This is a genomic window from Streptomyces sp. NPDC093801 (assembly GCF_040701585.1).
Lineage (GTDB): Bacteria > Actinomycetota > Actinomycetes > Streptomycetales > Streptomycetaceae > Streptomyces.
Genome location: NZ_JBFBDP010000006.1, coordinates 195,854 through 214,622 on the forward strand (window position 1 = coordinate 195,854; position 18,769 = coordinate 214,622).

Annotated in this window: 16 protein-coding genes; 8 read left to right on the forward strand and 8 right to left on the reverse strand. The window is 74.4% G+C overall.

Annotation, left to right across the window (positions count from 1 at the left end):
- Nucleotides 1-89: 89 nt before the first annotated feature.
- Nucleotides 90-1,721 (forward strand): FAD-dependent monooxygenase, encoded by a 1,632-nt coding sequence (locus AB0469_RS08960; RefSeq protein ID WP_366450651.1) that lies wholly within the window; start codon nucleotides 90-92, stop codon nucleotides 1,719-1,721.
- Between the two features lie 20 nt (nucleotides 1,722-1,741).
- On the opposite strand, the gene AB0469_RS08965 is transcribed toward AB0469_RS08960, so the two are convergent.
- From AB0469_RS08965 to AB0469_RS08975, 3 genes are all read right to left on the reverse strand, one after another.
- The gene (locus AB0469_RS08965) at nucleotides 1,742-1,966 is read right to left on the reverse strand and encodes an acyl-CoA carboxylase subunit epsilon (RefSeq protein ID WP_366450756.1); all 225 of its coding nucleotides are present in this window, start codon (nucleotides 1,964-1,966) and stop codon (nucleotides 1,742-1,744) included.
- Between the two features lie 173 nt (nucleotides 1,967-2,139).
- A complete protein-coding gene (locus AB0469_RS08970) occupies nucleotides 2,140-3,972 on the reverse strand; it encodes a galactose oxidase early set domain-containing protein (RefSeq protein ID WP_366450652.1) in 1,833 nt (610 codons plus the stop codon).
- A gap of 132 nt (nucleotides 3,973-4,104) precedes the next feature.
- Nucleotides 4,105-4,641 carry a hypothetical protein gene (locus AB0469_RS08975; protein WP_366450653.1) on the reverse strand — a complete coding sequence of 179 codons (537 nt, stop codon included), beginning with the start codon at nucleotides 4,639-4,641 and terminating at the stop codon, nucleotides 4,105-4,107.
- A 333-nt stretch (nucleotides 4,642-4,974) separates the two neighbouring features.
- On the opposite strand from AB0469_RS08975, the gene AB0469_RS08980 reads away from it, so the two are divergent.
- The 6 genes from AB0469_RS08980 (at nucleotide 4,975) to AB0469_RS09005 (ending at nucleotide 12,434) form a co-directional block, all read left to right on the forward strand.
- Nucleotides 4,975-7,212 carry an ATP-binding domain-containing protein gene (locus AB0469_RS08980; protein WP_366450757.1) on the forward strand — a complete coding sequence of 746 codons (2,238 nt, stop codon included), beginning with the start codon at nucleotides 4,975-4,977 and terminating at the stop codon, nucleotides 7,210-7,212.
- An 82-nt stretch (nucleotides 7,213-7,294) separates the two neighbouring features.
- Nucleotides 7,295-8,491: a cytochrome P450 gene (locus tag AB0469_RS08985; RefSeq protein ID WP_366450654.1), complete on the forward strand. Its 1,197-nt coding sequence runs from the start codon at nucleotides 7,295-7,297 to the stop codon at nucleotides 8,489-8,491.
- Nucleotides 8,492-8,600: 109 nt separating this feature from the next.
- Nucleotides 8,601-9,866 carry a VWA domain-containing protein gene (locus AB0469_RS08990; RefSeq protein ID WP_366450655.1) on the forward strand — a complete coding sequence of 422 codons (1,266 nt, stop codon included), beginning with the start codon at nucleotides 8,601-8,603 and terminating at the stop codon, nucleotides 9,864-9,866.
- Entirely contained in the window at nucleotides 9,866-10,666 is an 801-nt protein-coding gene (locus tag AB0469_RS08995; protein WP_366450656.1) for a hypothetical protein, read from the forward strand. Before AB0469_RS08990 ends, AB0469_RS08995 begins: the two co-directional genes overlap by 1 nt.
- Nucleotides 10,667-10,796: 130 nt before the next feature.
- Complete coding sequence (locus AB0469_RS09000; RefSeq protein ID WP_042810125.1) at nucleotides 10,797-11,720, forward strand: MurR/RpiR family transcriptional regulator; 924 nt, start codon at nucleotides 10,797-10,799, stop codon at nucleotides 11,718-11,720.
- 321 nt (nucleotides 11,721-12,041) lie between these two features.
- Nucleotides 12,042-12,434 (forward strand): hypothetical protein, encoded by a 393-nt coding sequence (locus tag AB0469_RS09005; protein WP_042810124.1) that lies wholly within the window; start codon nucleotides 12,042-12,044, stop codon nucleotides 12,432-12,434.
- Nucleotides 12,435-12,458: 24 nt separating this feature from the next.
- Here the strand turns inward: AB0469_RS09005 and AB0469_RS09010 are convergent, their stop codons facing one another.
- The 5 genes from AB0469_RS09010 to AB0469_RS09030 all read right to left on the reverse strand — a co-directional run bounded on the left by AB0469_RS09010 (nucleotide 12,459) and on the right by AB0469_RS09030 (nucleotide 18,053).
- Entirely contained in the window at nucleotides 12,459-14,045 is a 1,587-nt protein-coding gene (locus AB0469_RS09010) for a phospholipase (protein WP_366450657.1), read from the reverse strand.
- A gap of 238 nt (nucleotides 14,046-14,283) precedes the next feature.
- On the reverse strand, nucleotides 14,284-15,393 hold the full coding sequence (locus AB0469_RS09015; protein ID WP_366450658.1) for an aryl-sulfate sulfotransferase: 1,110 nt from the start codon (nucleotides 15,391-15,393) through the stop codon (nucleotides 14,284-14,286).
- 31 nt (nucleotides 15,394-15,424) lie between these two features.
- Complete coding sequence (locus tag AB0469_RS09020) at nucleotides 15,425-16,426, reverse strand: NrtA/SsuA/CpmA family ABC transporter substrate-binding protein (protein ID WP_366450659.1); 1,002 nt, start codon at nucleotides 16,424-16,426, stop codon at nucleotides 15,425-15,427.
- Between the two features lie 146 nt (nucleotides 16,427-16,572).
- Nucleotides 16,573-17,292, reverse strand: coding sequence for an ABC transporter ATP-binding protein (locus tag AB0469_RS09025; RefSeq protein WP_366450661.1), 720 nt, complete (start codon nucleotides 17,290-17,292; stop codon nucleotides 16,573-16,575).
- On the reverse strand, nucleotides 17,289-18,053 hold the full coding sequence (locus tag AB0469_RS09030) for an ABC transporter permease subunit (protein ID WP_366450662.1): 765 nt from the start codon (nucleotides 18,051-18,053) through the stop codon (nucleotides 17,289-17,291). The genes AB0469_RS09025 and AB0469_RS09030 overlap by 4 nt, the downstream gene beginning before the upstream one ends.
- Before the next feature lie 130 nt (nucleotides 18,054-18,183).
- Here AB0469_RS09030 and AB0469_RS09035 point away from each other — a divergent pair, with 130 nt between their 5' ends.
- Nucleotides 18,184-18,762 (forward strand): XRE family transcriptional regulator, encoded by a 579-nt coding sequence (locus tag AB0469_RS09035; protein ID WP_366450663.1) that lies wholly within the window; start codon nucleotides 18,184-18,186, stop codon nucleotides 18,760-18,762.
- Nucleotides 18,763-18,769: the final 7 nt, after the last annotated feature.

An 18,769-nucleotide genomic window follows, 5' to 3' on the forward strand; every position in this document is an offset into this window, starting at 1 on the left:
GCGACTCGCCCGGACAAGAAGGCTGATCGGGGGCATAAGCCGTCCACTGCCCCTGCACAGCCCCCACACGAAACAGGAGCCCGCAGCCGATGGAAGAGCATGCCGATGTCCGCGTACCGGTCCTCGTCGTGGGCGGTTCCCTCGTGGGCCTCTCCACCTCGCTGTTCCTGAGCCGCCACGGCATCAGGCACATGGTGGTCGAGAAGCACGCCGGAACCTCCGTCCACCCGCGCGGACGGGGGATCAACGCCCGCACGATGGAGCTGTTCCGGACGGCGGGCGTCGAACCCGCCATCCGCAAGGAGGCCTCCGCCCTCGAGGCCAACCAGGGCATCCTGCAGACGCAGGCGCTCATCGGCGGCGAGCACAAGTGGCTCATCAAGGCCGTCGACCCCACCGGGGTGCTGGCCCGCTTCAGCCCCACGGGCTGGTGCCTGTGCAGCCAGAACAACATCGAGCCGGTACTGGCCGCGCAGAGCCGCGCCCAGGGCGCCGACGTGCGCTTCTCCACCGAGCTGATGAGCTTCGACCAGGACGTCCACGGGGTCAGCGCCCTCGTGAAGAACCGGGAGACCGGCGAGCACCTCACCGTCCGCGCCGACTACCTGATCGCCGCCGACGGACCGCGCAGCCCCGTCCGCGAGGCCCTGGGCATCCGCCAGGCCGGCAGCGGCGAGCTGTTCCACAACGTCAGCATCGTCTTCCGCTCCGAGCGCCTCGCCGACCTCCTGGGCGACCTGCGCTTCATCGTCTGCTACCTGATGCGCCCGGGCGCCGACGGGGCGCTGCTGCCGGTGGACAACGAGACCCAGTGGGTCTTCCACGCCCCCTGGCACCCGGAGACGGGCGAGACGCTGGAGGACTTCACCGAGGAGCGCTGCATCGCCCAGATCCGGGGTGCCATCGGCGTGCCCGACCTGGACGTGGAGATCGGCGGCAAGGCCCCCTGGCACGCCGCCGAGCGCGTGGCGCAGCAGTACGCGGTCGGCCGGGTCTTCGTCGTCGGCGACGCCGCCCACGAGATGTCCCCGACCGGCGCCTTCGGCTCCAACACCGGCATCCAGGACGCGCACAACCTGGCCTGGAAGATCGCCGCCGTGCTGGGCGGCTCCGCCGGACCGGACCTGCTGCACACCTACGAGGACGAGCGGCTCCCCGTCGCCCTCGCCACCAGCGAACGCGCCTCCGCCCGTTCGGCCGAGCACAGCCACCCCGGGTACGTGCCGCCCCCCACCATGGGCGGCGGCCCCGGCAGCGGCGTCCTGACCACGGCCATGGGCTACTGCTACCCCCGGGGCGCCGTCATCGGCGGCGACCCCGGCCGGCCGATCATCCCCGAGACCATGCGGCTCAAGGGCGACGTCGGCACCCGCGCCCCGCACATGTGGCTGGTGCGGGCGGGGCAGCGGATCTCCCTGCTCGACCTGTACGAGACCTCCTTCGTGCTGCTCAGCTCCCCGGGCACGCCCTGGAAGGAGGCCGCCGGGCAGGTCGCGCGGGAGCTGGGGGCGCACCTGGACGCCTACACCGTCGGTTCCGCCCCGGACGCCGACCTGGTCCAGCCGGACGGCACCGACTGGGCGGAGCTCCACGAACTGCCCGTCGGCGGAGCGGTCCTGGTACGCCCGGACGGGTTCGTCGCCTGGCGCTCCGAGGGCGGCGCGGCCGACCCGCGCGGGGCGCTCCTGGACGCGATGACGCAGCTGCTGCGGCGCGCCTAGGGGCGCGGCCGGGTTCCGGGTCAGCGGCAGGCCCAGCACCCCGCCCAGCACCCGTGGCCCCCGGGCCGCGGATGCGGGCGGCGGTGCGCGGGGGCGTGTCGCGGGGCGGTCCCGGGTGAGGCGGGCGGTCGGCCGGTGCGGCCCGCGAGGCAGGCCACCACCACCGTGATCGCGGCCAGTTCCTCGGGGCGGGCGGTGCCCCGGTGGACCCGCAGCAGGCTGGATATCGCGTCGTCGCTTCGCATCGTCACGGCCTCTCAGCAGGAGGTCTCCCCCTCGCCCGACCGGGCCCGCCGGGCCGTCGGCCCGACGCTGACGACGCTACGGGGCCGTCCGTGGGCGTGTCGCGCGGGGGAGCGGCCGACCGCGGCCGTTCGGGTGACGGCCCGGGGTGCCCCGGGCCGCCGGGCGGGCGGGCCTACCGGTGGCCCAGCTTCACCCACTTGGCGGTGCTGGGCACCCCCCGCCCGTCCAGGAGGAACAGCATGTAGTAGCCGGGCGGGGCGTCCGCCGCGCCCGCAGGGGTGCGCAGCGTGAGCGCGTCGCCCCGTACGGCGGTGATGGCGAGCTCCAGGTGCCGCTGGCTGGTGTTGACCGCGTGGGTGACCGTCGTCGGCGCCAGCAGGACGGCCCGCCGGACGGCGGAGGCGGTCCGGCTGCGGACCTCGAAGAGGGCTCCGTGGGCGAGTTCGCCCGCCGGCACCCGGTCCAGGGCGGGCCGGGTACCGCCCTGGTGGAGGTAGGCGGGCTCGTAGATCTCGATGCTGCCGTCCATCGCGTCGCGGATGTCGGGGTCGTTGGCGATCTGCTGGAGTTCGTCGCCGGTCACCATCACCCGGCCGTCCGGCATCACCAGCGCGTTGGAGTGGTAGCCGCGGGGCAGCCGCTGGGCCGGGCCGAGCCGCCAGTGCCCGCGGGCGTCGCGCAGCTCCGTCTGCCGGTACTTGAGGTCGGCCCGCGGGTTGAACGGGCCGTGTCCGTAGTCGCGGGTGCTCAGGGCGCCGTTGACGGTGAGCAGGGTGGCGTCCGGCAGGATCAGGGTGTCGTCCTGGGTGCGGCCGAAGGCCCGGGGCTCCTCGGTGGTCCACCGCCGGCCCGAGAGCCGGTAGGTGTTCGGGTCGTGCGGGTCGCCGCCCAGGACCAGGACCGAGTCCGGTCCGCGCAGCCCCGCCGGGAGCGGCACGGCCGACCCGTAGCCCCGGAAGTCCGCCGGTCGCCGGGGCAGGCCGGACCGGGTCTCCTTCACCGGGTCGAACAGCCACTGCTGGTCGGCGTCGCGGCCCAGGCCGTAGATCATGCCGTCGCGCAGCGAGAAGAGGTGCGGGTAGTCGTTGCGGAACGGGGCGTCCGCCCGGAACCGCTCCACGGCCATGCCCGCGGGGATGTCGAACGTCCGCCACGGCACGGGCAGCCTCTTCGCGGGGAAGCGCTCCACGACCGGGGTGGGGGTGCCCGTGCCGCGCTCGGACTGGCCGGACATGATCGTCTGGCGGCCGTCGGCCCCGGTGACCACGGAGGGGTACCAGCGCCCCACGGACATGTCCCGGTTGCGGAACCAGGTCTCGGTCCAGGGGTCGAACACGAAGGACAGCTTGGCCCCGCTGCCGCCCTTGCCGCCGGCGTTGCCCCCGAAGACCGCCAGCATCCCGTTGGGCAGGAAGGCGTGCCCGGCGCAGAAGAACGGCGCGGGGCGCGGGACGTACGTGCCGTCCGGCATGAGCACGGTCGGCGGCCGGACCTCCTTGAAGGCCCGCGCCCCCGTGCCCCTGGCCGGGTCCCAGAGGAAGGCGCGGCCCGCGTTGGTCCGGCCGATGCGGTCGGTGGGGCCGGTCTCCTTGGTGGGGTTCACCTCGACCCGTTCGAAGGAGAACAGCAGCACCTTGCCGGTGGGCAGCTGGGCGAGGTGGACCCCGAAGTCGGGAGAGGGGAAGAACTCCGCGAACCGGCCGTCGCGGGCCGCGGTGAACGCCCGGTTGGCCGCGGCCTGGGACTTCGTCAGCGCGGCCAGGCTCGCGGTGCGGGTGGCCTGCGGGTACTCGGCGGCGCCCGCGGCGGCGCTGCGCCGCTCGGCGTGGGCCCGGGCGTGGTCGGCGCCGATGGCGGCCGCCTCGGCGTCGGCGTGCTCGTGCTCCTGGTCGGTCCCGTGGGCCCGGGCGGCCGGTGCGCACAGGAGGGAGCTCGCGGCCAGGGCGGCGGCCAGCAGGGCCGTCAGGGCGGCGGACGCGGCGGACCGGTGGGCTGTTCGGGGCATGCGGCGCGCTCCTCGGGGTGCGACGGCCGGGGCGGGAGGGCCGGCCGGGCGGGAGGGTTCGGGGGGTTCGGGGAGGTTCGTCATGGTAGAAGATCACGTGCATATCGCCTCATATGACGCGAACCCACTGCCTCATACGGGTGGCCCGGCCTGGCCCGCGGCGCGGTGCCGCCGGCGGTAGGAGAGGGTCACGGCCCCCAGCAGCGGCCCCCAGGCGGCGAGCGGCAGGTAGAGGAAGCCGACGAGGAGGGCGCCGCGGGCCGTCATGTCCTCGTGGGGCAGCAGCCACCACAGGCAGAACGGCGTCCACAGCAGGGTCAGCGCAGCGGCGCCCACGCCGGCGGCGGCCGCGACCCGGCGCGGCGCCGGCCTGCGCCCGCCCGCCAGCGGCACCCACCGCGGGAGCACCTCACCCCAGGGGCGCACCAGTCCGAGGGTCAGCAGCGCCAGCAGCTCGCTCGCCGCGCTCAGCAGCACCACGTACACCCGGCCCCAGCCGGGTATCCCGGCCGCCGCGTAGCCGGCTTCGGTGTAGCCGGCGAGGAACCCGGCCGCGAGGAACAGCCGCCAGATCCCGGTCGGCAGGGTGAGCAGGGCGGTGGCGCGGGCGGCGCGGACGGCCCAGCGGGGCGCGGCCGGAACGCCCCGGCCGGGGTGGGATGAGGTCATGGGCACCAGCCTGCCGGGCGGCGTCCGCGCCGGCGTCGCCCCGGGGGACGGCGCGTGCGGCCTCCCCGGGCAGGAGCCCGGGCGGCCTTCCTCCCCCGCGCGGGGGAGGGGCGTCCTGCGTCCGGACGTCCGCGCGGAGGACGCCGGAGCCGGCCTGCGGACATACGGAAAACGCCCCGGACGAATTGACGTCCGGGGCGTGCGTCTGCGTATATTCGATGATTCACGCCTAGAATGAAAAGAAGGCGTGACGAAGCTTCACAGGGACATCGTATCGCGCAGGGAGCGAAATTGTCAAACAAGGAATTCCAGAGCGAGCAGCAATTCATCGACATGCTCTACGCGCGCCTCGAAGACCTGCGGGACAAGGCCGAACGTGCCGTCAAGGGCGCCCTCGCCGAGAACGGCAACGGATTCCAGGCGCGGCTGGAACGCGATGTGATGGTCGCCGAGCAGTCCGGACTGCTTTCCACTCTGAACGCCTCCGAACACGGCCTCTGTTTCGGCCGCCTCGAGTTCTCCGACGGCCGCGACCACCACATCGGCCGCATCGGAATCAGACGCGACGACGCCGAGCGCACCCCGCTCGTCCTCGACTGGCGCGCCGACGTCGCCCGGCCCTTCTACCTCGCGACCGGCCACGTCCCGATGGGCCTGCGCCGCCGGCGCCACATCACCACCCGGGGCCGCGAGGTCACCGCCCTGCACGACGAGATCCTCGACCTCACCGACCCCGAGCGCACCGGCCACGAGGGCGCCGACGCGGACGCCGTCCTGCTCGCCGCCCTCGACGCCGCCCGCACCGGCCGCATGCACGACATCGTGCGCACCATCCAGGCCGAGCAGGACCGCGTCATCCGCTCCCCCCACCAGGGGGTCCTGGTCGTCGAGGGCGGCCCCGGCACCGGGAAGACCGCGGTCGCCCTGCACCGCGCCGCCTACCTGCTCTACGCCCAGCGCGAGCTCCTCGGCAAACGCGGCGTGCTGATCGTCGGACCCAACCCCGCGTTCCTCGGCTACATCGGGGAGGTGCTGCCCTCCCTCGGCGAGACCGGGGTGCTCCTGGCCGCGCCGGGCGACCTCTTCCCCGGGGTCCGCGCCACCGGGACCGACCGCCCCGGAGCCGCCGAGGTCAAGGGCCGCGCCGCCATGGCCGAAGTGCTCGCCCGGGTGGTCGCCGACCGGCAGACCCTGCCCGAGGGCGTCCCCGCCGGCAGCGGCGAGGACAACGACCTGGTCCCCGAGCCCGCGCTGGAGATCGACCACGACGACTACGGGACCCTGCTGCTGGACCGCACCATGGCCCACGCCGCCCGCGACCGGGCCCGCACCACCGGCCTGCCCCACAACCTGGCCCGCCCCTACTTCGCCTTCTCCGTCATCGACGCCCTCACCGAGCAGCTCGCGGACCGGCTCGGCGCCGACCCCTACGGCGGCCCCAACCTCCTCGGCCCCGACGACGTCGCCCAGCTCGGCAAGGAGATCGCCACCAGCGCCGACGTGCACGCCGCCATCGACACCCTGTGGCCGCACCTGACCCCCCGGCAGCTGGTCTCCGAGTTCCTCGCCGACCCCACCCACCTCCGCGAGGAGGACGCCGCGCTGATCCGGCGCCCCGCCGACGGCGCCGACGGCTGGACCCCGGCCGACGTCCCGCTGCTCGACGAGGCCGCCGAGCTCCTCGGCGTCGACGACAGCGCCGAACGCGCCGCCGCCGAACGCGACCGGCTGGAGCGCGTCGCCTACGCCCAGGGCGTCCTGGACCTCTCCCTGGGTTCGGAGTCCTACGAGTTCGAGGACATGGAGAAGGAGTACCTCGCCGCCCACGACGTCATCGACGCCGAGCGGATGGCCGAGCGGCACGAGGAGGCCGACCACCGCACCACGGCCGAACGCGCCGCCGCCGACCGGACCTGGGCCTTCGGGCACGTCATCGTCGACGAGGCCCAGGAGCTGTCCGAGATGGCCTGGCGCCTGCTGATGCGCCGCTGCCCCACCCGTTCCATGACCCTGGTCGGCGACCCGGCGCAGACCGGCGACGAGGCGGGCTGCGGCTCCTGGAAGCGGATCCTCGACCCCTACGTGGGCGACCGCTTCGAGCGCGTCCGGCTCGGCGTCAACTACCGCACGCCCGCCGAGATCATGGAGGTGGCCGCCGCCGTGCTGCGCGCCCACCACCCCGGCTTCGAACCGCCCCGGTCGGTGCGCTCCACCGGCGCCCGGCCCTGGGTGCGCTCCACCGGCGACCTCGCGGCGGCCGTCGCCGAGGGCGTGCGCGAGGGCGCCCCCGCCGAGGGGCGGCTCGCCGTCATCGCCCCGCGGCCCCTGCACCCGGCGCTGGCCGCCGCACTGCCCGGCGTCCGGGCCGGGGAGCAGCCGGACCTCACCCGGCCCGTCGTCCTGCTGGACTCGCGCCAGGCCAAGGGGCTGGAGTTCGACACCGTGATCGTGGCCGAGCCCGCGCAGTTCGCGCCGAGCGACCTCTACGTCGCCCTCACCCGCGCCACCCAGCACCTGGGCGTCGTCCACACCGGCCGCCTCCCGGCCGGGCTCGCGGACCGGGAGGGCTGACCGGCCAGGACCGGCCACTCGCGCGGGTGAGTGGCCGGATTCGCATGGGCGGAGCCGGAGTTGGCCGTCGTAGTGTGGCGAGATGCCCGTATCCGACATCGTTCCCCTCAGCCCGGACTTCGACGCCGACCCGCACTCCTTCTTCGCGAAGCTGCGTGCGGCGGGGCCGGTCCACCTGGTCAGCGACCCGAACACCCGCCTGTCCGAGCCGTACTGGCTCGTCGTCGGCTACGAGGAGGCCCGCGCCGCGCTGACGCACCCGGGCCTGCGCAAGGACTGGCACGCGACGGACCTGTTCCCGGAGATCGAGCCCACCGCCGCCAACGCGAACATGCTCGAATCCGACCCGCCGCAGCACACCCGGCTGCGCCGGCTGGTGGCCCGGGAGTTCACCGCCCGCCGGGTGGAGGCGATGCGGCCGCGCGTCCGGCAGATCACCGACGAGCTGCTGGACGCGATGGCCGCCCGCCCCGAACGGTCGGCCGACCTGATCCGGGACCTGGCCTTCCCGCTGCCGATGACCGTCATCTGCGAACTGCTCGGCGTCCCCGACCTCGACCGCGAGCGCTTCCGCGAGTGGTCCAACGACGTCGTCGCCCCCAAGCCCGGCGCCCTGGACAACACGGCCCACCAGCAGCTCAGCGCCTACCTCGTGGAACTGGTCGCGGCCAAGGCCAAGTCCCCGGGCGACGACCTGCTCAGCGCGCTCATCCGCACCCGCGACGAGGACGGCGACTCGCTCTCCCCGGACGAGCTGATCGGCATGGCCTTCCTGCTGCTGGTCGCCGGGCACGAGACCACCGTCAACCTCATCTCCAACGGCGTACGGGCCCTGCTCGCGCACCCCGACCAGCTCGACGCCCTCCGCGCCGACTACGACGGGCTGCTGGGCGGCGCCGTGGAGGAGATGCTCCGCTACGACGGCCCCGTGCAGAACTCCACCTACCGCTACACCGGCGAGGACGTGGAGATCGGCGGGGTGGTCATTCCGGCCGGCCAGGCCGTCCTGGTCTCGCTGGCCAGTGCCGGCCGCGACCCCGGCCGCTTCCCCGACCCCGACGTGTTCGACATCCGGCGCGCCCCGGGCGGCCACCTCGCCTTCGGGCACGGGATCCACTTCTGCATCGGTGCCCCCCTCGCCCGGATGGAGGGCCGCATCGCCGTCCGCGGCCTGCTGGAACGCTTCCCGGACCTGGCGCTGGACCCCGAAGGAGGCCCGCTGGAGTGGCTCCCGGGGGCCCTGATGCACGGGGTCAGCCGCCTCCCCGTCCGCTGGTAGCCCTCCGTCAGGAAGGCGCCCCCGCCCGGCCGTACCGGTTGGGCGGGGGCGGAACCCCGTCACCGGACGCGGTTTGGACTGCCCACCGGATCCTCAATACGATCCGGCGATGATCACAAGAAATCGGCTGGCGGCCGGGGCCTGCGGCCTGTTCGTCGCCTTGACCGCGGGGCTCTTCCCGCAGACCGCCGCCGCTGCCGACGGCCCGGCGAAGGAACCGCCCAAGGTCGAGCTGGTGCTCGACGTCAGCGGCTCCATGCGCGCCAACGACATCGACGGCCAGTCCCGCATGGCCGCGGCCAAGCAGGCCTTCAACGAGGTCCTGGACGCGGTACCCGACGAAGTCCGCCTGGGCATAAGGACCCTGGGCGCCACCTACCCGGGGGAGGACCGGGCGCTGGGCTGCAAGGACACCAAGCAGCTCTACCCCGTCGGCACGGTCAACCGCACCGAGGCCAAGACCGCCGTCGCCACCCTCGCGCCCACCGGCTGGACGCCCATCGGCCCCGCCCTCCAGGCGGCCGCCCAGGACCTGGACGGGGGCAACGCCACCCGCCGGATCGTGCTCATCACCGACGGCGAGGACACCTGCGCCCCGCTCGACCCCTGCGAAGTCGCCCGCGACATCGCCGCCAAGGGCATCCACCTCGTCGTGGACACCCTCGGTCTCGTCCCCGACGCCAAGACCCGTGCCCAGCTGACCTGCATCGCGGAGGCCACCGGAGGCACCTACACCTCCGTGGCGCACACCGCCGAACTCTCCGGCCGGGTCAGACAACTCGTCCACCGGGCCGCCGACCCCGTCGCCACCCCGGTGGCCGCCGAGGGCGCCAAGAGCTGCGAGGCCGCCCCGGCCCTCACGTCGGGCCTCTACAGCGACCGCGAGTCCTTCGGCGAGCACCGCTGGTACAAGGTCGACGTCCGCCCCGGCCAGGAGCTGCGCGCCTCGGTCAGCATCGGCGCCGACCGGGCCGTCAACAACGACTACGGGATCCTGCTGCGCGCGACCACCGTGCACGGGCGGGAGATCGTCCGAGGCTCCGAGGCCGGGGACGGCCGCACCGACGTGATCTCCACCGGCCTGCGCTACCCGAAGGCCGGGGCGGACGGCGACGAGGACGCGAAGCCGGAGACCGTCTGCCTCCAGGTCGGCAACTCCTTCTCCGCCGGACCGGCCGTCAAGACCGCCCCCGGCATGCCCGTCGAGCTGACCGTCGACCTGGTCGACGGCCCGGACGAGGGCTCCGACGTGGCCTCCTTCGGCCTCGGCCGCGGCTGGTGGCTGATCGGCCTGCTGGTCCTCACCGGCCTGCTGGCCGGCCTGGTCTGGGGCTGGATCTCGCGCTGGCGCATCTCCGTCTGGAGGACCAACTGATGCGTACCGTACGCACCCTCACCGCGGCCCTGCTCGCCGGCGCCGCCCTGCTCGCCCCTGCGGCCACCGCCGTCGCGGCCCCGAGCCCGGTCCCCAGCGCGGGCGGGGGCACCGGCAAGGACGGCGCCGCGCCCACCGAGGCCGGCACCGGCTTCCGTACCGCGGCCCTGTTCCGGCCGGGCCAGAAGGCCAGCGCCTCGGCGTCCACCGGCGACTACCTGTACTGGGCGGTGCCCGCCGACACCGGCCAGCGGCTCACCGTGCGCGCCGCGGTCACCCTCCCCGAGTCCGCCGCCCGGCACGGCGCGCAGACCTGGCAGCTCGACGTGTACGACGGCCTGCGCCGCAGGCAGCCCTGCACGTACGGCAACCAGCACGTGGCGGTCGCCAAGGAAGCCCCCACCGCGGAGCTCTCCTGCACGCTGCGGACGGTCCGCTCCGGCGCCGAGCCGTGGTCGAACGACCCGCTGCCGGGCAGCTACTACGTCCGCCTGACCGTCGTCGGGGTCCCCGAGGACGACCACGGCCTGCCCTTCAAGGCGCAGGTCGAGGCCGACGTGAAGGAGACCGGCGGGGCCCAGGCGGTGGACGCGGCCCTGGCCGAGCCGCTGGTCCCCGGCATCGAGGGCGCCTCGGAGCAGCAGCGCGAGGCGCGTGCGCCGGAGGGCGGCTGGTCCGGCGGCTGGTGGTCCGACCGCTGGCTGTGGACCGCGGCGGGCGGGGTGCTCGCGGCCCTGGCGGGCCTCTACGGGTACTCCCTGACCAGGGGTTCGGGCCGCCCGGCTCGACCGCGGGGCTGAGCGCGCGCCGCACCGGTACCGCGTACCGGTGCGGCGCACCCGCGCGGTGCCCCGTACCGTGCCGGTCGATCATCCGGCCACGGAGCGTGGGCTATGTTGGAGGGAGAGTGACGTGAGAAGGAGGCCGCCGGTGTCATCGGGGCAGCAGGCACGCGCGCAGGCGGCCGCGATCACGCCCAGCCAGAGTCCGCCGCAGGAGCAGGAGAGGCCGCCGGCCGACCGGCTCCTGGCGCTCTTCGACGGCCGCCGGCTCTCCCCGGGCCAGCGGCGGATCGCCCAGTACCTGATCGACCACCTCACCGAGGCCGCCTTCCTGTCGATCACCGAACTCGCGGAGCGGGTCGGGGTGAGCCAGCCCTCGGTGACCCGGTTCGCCGCCTCCCTCGGGTTCAGCGGCTATCCGGCCCTGCGCGAGGTGCTCCAGCCGATGGCGCTGAGCGCGGTGGCCGGCGGCACCCCCGACACCCGGGAGCAGATCCGCCACAACGAGCTCCAGGCCGCCGTCGACGCCGAGATCGAGAACCTGGAGAGCGTGCGGCGCCTGCTCGCCGACACCAACCAGGTGCTCGGCATCGGCCGCGAGCTGGCCCGCTCGGTCCCGCTGACCGTGCTGGGCCTGCGGATCTCCGTCTCCCTCGCCGAGTACTTCGCGTACGCGGCCCGCCGCATCCACCCCGACGTGCGCCTGGTGACCCGGGGCGGCAGCGTGGCCTACGACGCCCTGCTCCAGTCGCGGGCGGCGGGCGGCAGCTGGGTGCTGGCCTTCGCGATGCCCCGGCACGCCAACGAGACCCTGGCCGCGCTGCGGGCGGCCCGCAGCACCGGGCTGAGCGTGGTGCTGATCACGGACCCCACGGTGGGCCCGCTGGTGGAGGAGGCCGACGTGGTGCTGACGGCCGGCACCGGATCGCGGCTGGTCTTCGACTCCTACGCGGCCCCCGGCATGCTCTCCGCGGCCCTGCTCCAGGCGATGGCGGACGCGGACCCCGAGCGCACCCAGGCGCGGCTCGAACAGTACGAGCAGGCCGCCGACCAGCACGGTTTCTTCCTGTAGGGGTGGTTTTCACCTGGTGTGAACCGGAGATATTCATGCCTCGGGTATGCATGAAATTTTTCATACCCTTGCTTACTCGACGGTATATATGTTTACTGACGCAGGCGCTCCGGATCCCTCAGACGCCAAGGCGGACGTTCCCCGCGTCCACCTCGAACGGACACCCAGTACGCCGATCCTCCTCACGGCGGGACCGGGTGTCGGATCAGGGCCTACGGATCCCCCGGAGGAGCGCCCCGGCGGCCTCGGTCAACCCCTGGACCGAGGCCGCCCCCTTCAAGTCTCTCGATCAGAGTTCCACACCCCTCGGAAGTGACGAGAATGCTCCAGACGGCCACTCTCACGCGCAGCCCGGACTGGCCCCTCCAGGTCAAGGCCCCCGGTACGCACGACTGGGAACGCACCGCCACGCGGTGGCTGCGGGACCTCCTCCCGGCCCGCTACGGCAGCTACCTGACGCTGACCCGTCACCACGCCCTGCTCGCCCGCCACGTGCAGCTCCAGCTCCAGCACGAGATGCGCGCGGTCCGCGTGGCCCTGCAGACCAGCCGGGCCGAGCTGCCGACGATGGGCGTCGCCGAGACGGTGATCGAGAACACGATCAGGATGTACGCCATCGAGCTGGAACAGCTGAGCCGGCTGGCGCGGGGTGCGCGGCTGGTCTCCGAGGCGCTCCTGGGGGCGGCCGCCGCCCCGGGCCAGCGCAGGCGCTGACCCGGGACGACGGGAGGCGCGCCGTCAGGCCTGGCAGAGGCCGCGCGCGTAGTCGTACGTCGCGGTCGCCTGCGCGTACTTCCACTGCGGCGCCAGCAGCGAGTCGGCCAGCTGGCGGGCGGCGGACGGGCTCTCGACGACGTAGCCGAAGTCCTGGAGCCAGGACGGGTACAGGTTCTTCGAACCGATGTAGAAGGCCGCGCCGTCCACCGAGACCAGCTTGTGGTGCTGGGCGTACGGCTTGCCGTCGGCCCACGTCGGCGCGTCCGCGGCGCGGGCGGTCGCCAGCTGGAGGTTCTGGCACATCGCGGCCTTCGACGTGCGCTCGTCGCCGGTCAGCACCGTCAGACGGCCGCGCAGCGCGTCGCTCACCTCGTTCAGGGACTTGATCTGGGAGTAGCCGCCGCTGCCGATCGTGCCGCGGTTGGCCGGGTCGCTCACGACGATGCGCACCTTGACGCCGGCCGCCAGCTTCGCGGCGAGGGTGTCGTAGAGGCGGACGTCGTAGCGGGGCAGCGGCGGGCAGGTCGCGTGCACGTCCTGCTGGGAGATCTCGACGTGGTCCTTCGCGCTGGCGACCAGCGCGCGCAGGGCGCTCTCCTCCGGGTTGACCGTGTCGTAGTCCCGGTCGGCGTTGGTGTAGTCGTGCACCCCGATGCCGCACTTGGTGTCGGAGGCCGTCGGCAGGACGGGGTTGAACGCCGAGGCCGGGTCGCTCTGGCGGATGCCCACGCCGAGGCCGCCGACCGCGAGGGCGGGGACGTCGCCGCCGCCGGCCGGGGCGGCGGGCCGGGGCAGGGTCGGCAGGCAGCCGGCGTTGTCGGAGGAGGCGAACCAGACGCTGGCCCAGCTGCTCTTGTTGCGGCAGGTCCAGTCCCACAGGGTGTCGAGGTAGCGGCCGGCGGAGCCCGCCGCCGGACCCGACAGCGCCAGGTCGACGTCGTTCACCGGGTGCGCGGTGTCGAGGTAGTCGTCCTTCCAGCTGTTGATGCCGCCGGTGATCACCGTGCCGCCGTCGACCACCACCAGCTTGGAGTGGTTCCAGGAGAAGCCGGTCTTCGAGGTCGTCATCGAGGCCACGTTGAGGGTGACGTTCGCCGCGGCCGGGCCCAGCTTGGCGACCAGCTCGTCGCGGTAGGAGGACGGGATCACGTTGGCGTGGTAGACCGGCGCGGCGCCGACCAGGACGCGGACCTGGAGGCGGTTGCCCTGGCGCACCGACTCCTTCAGGCCGGCCACGATCGCGTCCTGGAAGGCCCCGTTGGGGAACGGTGCCAGCGTGGATATGTCCACGCTCTGCCGGGCCTTCGAGATGTCCTCGCGCATCTTGTCGAGCAGCCGGCGCGAGCCCGGGCGGTCCGTGCAGGAGGGGTCGCCCCAGCAGCCGGGCGTCTGGAGCAGCCAGTCGGAGCCGCCCGGCGCGGAGGCGCCGAGGCGGTTGCCCGAGGTGCGTTCCCAGACCGAACCCTCCAGCCCGGGGGAGACCTGGCGCACGGCCTGCTCGACGGAGTCCAGGTGCGGGGTGGGGGAGTCGGCGAAGGCCGGGGCGGCGGGGAGCAGGGCGAAGGAGAGCGCGAGCGAGAGGGCCGTCGTGCGGACGGTGCGTGCCAATGTGGTTCCTTGCAGATGGGGGTGGCTCGGGCCGGGCGGCACCGGGAGGGAGCCGCGCTCCGGCCTTGATCAACTCGCGCAAGTTACCAGCCCGTAAGGTGCTGTTCATCCAGGCGGGTCGGCTTCTGGCCACGCCCCCGGGCCGCCGTCAGCTCCTCAGGGAGCGGTCCGCCGCCGACCGGCGGGACCCGGGTGGCCGGATCCCGGCGGTGGAATGCCCTCGTCCGCTGCGGGGCCGTCAGAGCCAGGGGATCTGCGCGGCGGCGTAGCGGTAGGCGCGGAACACCGAGTTCTGCGCGCCGCGCGAGGATTCCAGGCCCGTGCCCTCGCTGAAGGAACCGAACTCCGGGACGACGAACTCCCAGACCACGTCCCCTTCCGGGGTCACCTCGAAGAGCCGGCCGAAGGAGCCCTCCGCGATGAAGGTGTTCCCGTTGGGCAGCCGCTGCGCGCTGGACATGTACGGGCTGTAGAAGTTCTGCGGCGGGTTGTCCTCGTACGACCAGACCTCCTTGCCGGTGGCCGGATCCAGCTCCAGCACGCGTGAGTACGGCACCGAGGTCGTGTCCCGATACGTCCCGTTGTCGAACACGAGGATGGTGCCGCCCGGCAGTTCGTGCGGGTGGTGCTGCTGGGCCAGTACGTCCGGGCCGATCCGCCAGCGCACCGAGCCGTCGGCGCGGTCCACCGCCACGGTCGTCGAGGCGCTGCGGAAGCCCACCACGACGCCGCCGTCGGCGAGTTCGTTGACGGTGTTGGCCATCGGCCAGTGCTCGCGGGCGAAGTGCCGGTTGAGCGGGACCTCCTCGGGGTCCAGGTGCTCGATCGCCGCCCAGCGCCACACCACCTCGCCCTCCCAGGTCATCTCGTACACCACGTCCCCGTAGACGATCCCGCCCGGTGCCTCGGAGCCGGGGATGCCGCCGCGGATGCGGGCGGCGTCGGCCGGGGCCAGGGGCTCGACGGTGGTGAGGAGCAGGTTGCCGTTGCGCAGGACCGAGGCGTCGTGGTGGTGGAAGGGGTGGCGGACCTCGCGCAGCACCGTCGAGTCGGGGGCCAGCTCCTGGAGGATGCCGCCGTGGTAGACGTCCCAGATGGGGAAGAGGGTCGGGCCCGAGGTGTCCTTGGCCGCGTAGAAGAGGTTCCCGTTCGGGAGCAGCTGGGCCTGGCGGCCGGGCGGGTGCGGGGAGTTCCAGGTGTGGGCGGACCTGCCCTCGATGTCCACGAGGTGGATCCGGCCCTCGCCGGCGATCGGGGTGTAGAGGGTGTAGCCGCCGTAGCTGCGCCCGGGGTCGTGGGCGCGCAGGCCGGTGCCCCGGCGGCGGAGGGTGTTCTGGTCGACGGTCATGGGGTGTTCCTTCTCTCTTCGTGTACGGGTGTCAGTCGGTGAGGGTGACGGCGGAGGGGTCCGCGGCCCTGAGCGGGCCGGGGCGCAGCCGCTCGCGCAGGGCCTGCCGGTCGGCGGGGCCCGGGAGGGCCTGGGCGGCCTTGGCCCAGGCGGCCTCGTCGGCCAGCTGCGCCAGGAGTTCGGGGGACAGGGTCGGGCCGTACGCGTAGCGCGGCTGGAAGGCCTCGACGTAGCCGGGCTGGAGGGCCCCCTTGGACTGGGCGACCACGGCCCGGCGGGCGGCGGCCGGATCGGCGTCGCCGGCCTGCCGTGCGCGCAGCACCGTGCGCAGGACGGCGGTGGCCGCCGCGTCGTCCGCGGCCGGGCCGGCGACGAGCAGGGTGCGGGCGGTGTAGCCGGAGAAGGGGAGTTCGGCGTAGCGGTCGCCGAGGGCGGTGCGGGCGGCCTCGTAGAAGCTGGGGAAGGTCACCCCGGCGTCGACGTCACCGCGGGCGAGGGCGGCGGTGACCTGGTTCGGGGCCAGGTTGACCACCGTCACGTCGGCGGCCGTCAGCTGCGCGGAGGCGAGCATCCGGCCGAGCGCGTACTCGACGTTCGTGCCCTGCGGGACCCCGACCCGGTGCCCCTTGAGCGCGGCGAAGCCGCCGACGCCGCGGTCGGTGCGGGTGAGCAGCCGCCAGTCGGAGAACCGGGACAGCTCCGCGACGATCCGCACGTCCCGCCCGCCCAGCGCCGCCGTGACCGCGGGCAGGTCGCCGACGACCCCGAACTGCGCCTGTCCGCCGAGCACGGCGTTCAGCGCGTCGCGCCCGGTCGGCAGGGTGGTGACGGTGGCGTCGACCCCGTCGGAGGACCACAGCCCCCGCTCCTGCGCGAGGTACACGGGCGCCCCGCCGAGCTGATCGCTCCCGGCGATCGTGACGCGGTGGCGCCCGCCGGGGCTCCCGCCGCCGTCACCGCTCCCGCAGGCGGTGGCGGACAGGGACAGCAGGGCGGCGAGCAGCACGGCGACCGCCGCGCGGGGTCTGCGCATGGGGTGGGGTCCTTTCGGGGTCGGGGTCGGGGTCGGGGTGGGGGTGGGGAGGGGGTGCGAGGTGCGGACGCCGACCGGCCGGGGCAGGGCCGTACGGATCGCAGCGGGTGGGCCGCTCCGGGGCGGCGCCGCGGGACGTGCCCCGGTCAGGGGGAGGCCAGGTGCCCGGCGATCAGGGCCCGCAGGGACGGGTCCGGGGGGCCCGGCGGGACCGGGTGGTCGGCCAGGACGCGGCCCGGGGAGCCGCCGAGGACCACCACCCGCTGCGCCAGGGCGAGGGCCTCGTCGATGTCGTGCGTCACGAACAGCACCGTCGTGCCGCGGCGCTGCCACAGCTCCCGCAGCAGCTCCTGCATCCGGCCGCGCGTCAGCGCGTCCAGTGCCCCGAACGGCTCGTCCATCAGCAGGACCTCCGGCCGCGCGGCCAGCGCCCGGGCCAGTGCCACCCGCTGCTGCATCCCGCCCGACAGCTCGGCCGGGTACTTGCGCGCCCCGTCCGCGAGGCCGACCTCCTCCAATGCCGCCAGCGCCCGCTCGCGGCGCTCCGGGCGCGGCAGTCCGAACCGCTTCAGCGCGAACTCGACGTTGCCCAGGGCCGTCCGCCAGGGGAAGAGCGCGTAGTGCTGGAAGACCACGCCCCGTTCGGGCCCCGGCTCCCGCACCGGCGCCGATCCGGCCGTCACCCGCCCCGCCGTCGGCCGTACGAAGCCGGCCACCGCGCCCAGCACCGTGGACTTCCCGCAGCCGCTGGGCCCGAGCAGCGCGGTGAACGAACCGGCCGGCAGCACCAGGTCCGTCGGCTCCAGCACCGGGGCGCCGGCCGCGTACCCCACCGACAGCCCCTCCAGCCGCACTTCCAGGCTCATGACGCGCGCCAGTGCACGAAGCGGCGTCCCACGGCGGCCAGGACCAGGTCGGCGGCCACCCCGAGCAGCCCGAGGACGATCAGCCCCGCGAACATCCGGTCCACCCGCAGGAACTGGCCGTCCACCTGGAGCCGGTACGCCAGCCCGCTGTCCGCGCCGCCCAGTTCGGCGGCGACCAGAGCCAGCAGCGCCACCGAGGCGCCGTAGCGCAGCGCGGCCAGCAGCGCGGGCGCGGCCGCGGGCAGCAGCACCTCGGTGAACCGCCGGTGCAGCGGCGCCCCCAGGCACCGGGCCGCCCGCAGGTGCGAGACCGGCACGCGCGAGACCCCGTCGTGGACGTAGAGCCAGACCGCGAGGGCGACGGCGTACGCGATCAGCAGGCGCTTGGCGCTCTCGCCGATCCCGAACCAGGCCGTCGCCAGCGGTACGAGCGCGATGGCCGGGATGGGGCGGAGGAAGGAGACCACCGGGGTGACGGCCGAGGACAGCCGCGGCAGGTACCCGGTGGCGAACCCGAGCGCGCCGCCCGCGGCCGCCCCCAGCGCGAAGCCCTGGCCGGCGCGGGCCAGGCTGGCGCCGACGTCGGCGGCGAGGACGCCGCTGCGGGCACTGTCGGCCAGCGCGGCCGCCGTGGCGGCCGGGCCGGGCAGCAGCCCGGGAGCCACCGCGCCCGACCAGGCCGCGAGCGACCAGAGCACGAGTACGGCGGCGGCCGCGCCCAGGGCGGGGCCGGCCCGGCCGGGGGATGGGGTGGCTTGCACGGGAGCACTCCTCGGGGTCGTTCATAAGTGAGGTCAATAATTGACCACGCTTATGAACGGCCTGTTGCGGCAGTGCGAAACCTCCGGCGCCCGCCCGGGCGCCCGAAACCGATGGGGTACGTTCACCAGCGTGTCCCGACCCCGATCCGAACCCACGCCCGAAGCCGTCGAGGTGGGCCAGGCCATCCGCGACTGCCGTACGGCGCGCCGCGTCTCCATGGCCGTCCTGGCCACCCGCTCCGGACTCTCGCAGCCCTTCCTCAGCCAGCTGGAGCGCGGCCTGGCCACGCCCAGCCTCAGCTCGATCTACCGCATCGCCGAGGCCCTGGACGTCGCCCCCGGCACCTTCCTGCGCCCCCCGGTCCGCCCGGGCGTGATCAGCCACGAGAGCGACCCGCAGGTCATCCGGGTCTCGGAGGCGGCGGGCCAGGTGGCCCGGGTCCTCATCCCGGGCGGCCGCAGCGGCCTGATGGAGGCGTACGAGCACCACTTCGAGCCGGGGCGGGGCGAGCGCGGCTGGTTCGAGCACCCGGGCGAGGACTTCCTGTACGTCCTGGAGGGCGAGATCGTCCTGGAGGTCCGCGGCGAGACCCCCCTGACCCTCCGCGCGGGCCAGAGCGCCCACCACCGCGGCGACGCCCCCCACCGCTGCGGCCTGCCCGCCGGCGCCGGCCCGGCCCGCACGCTGCTGGTCATCGCGAACCCGTAGGCGCGCT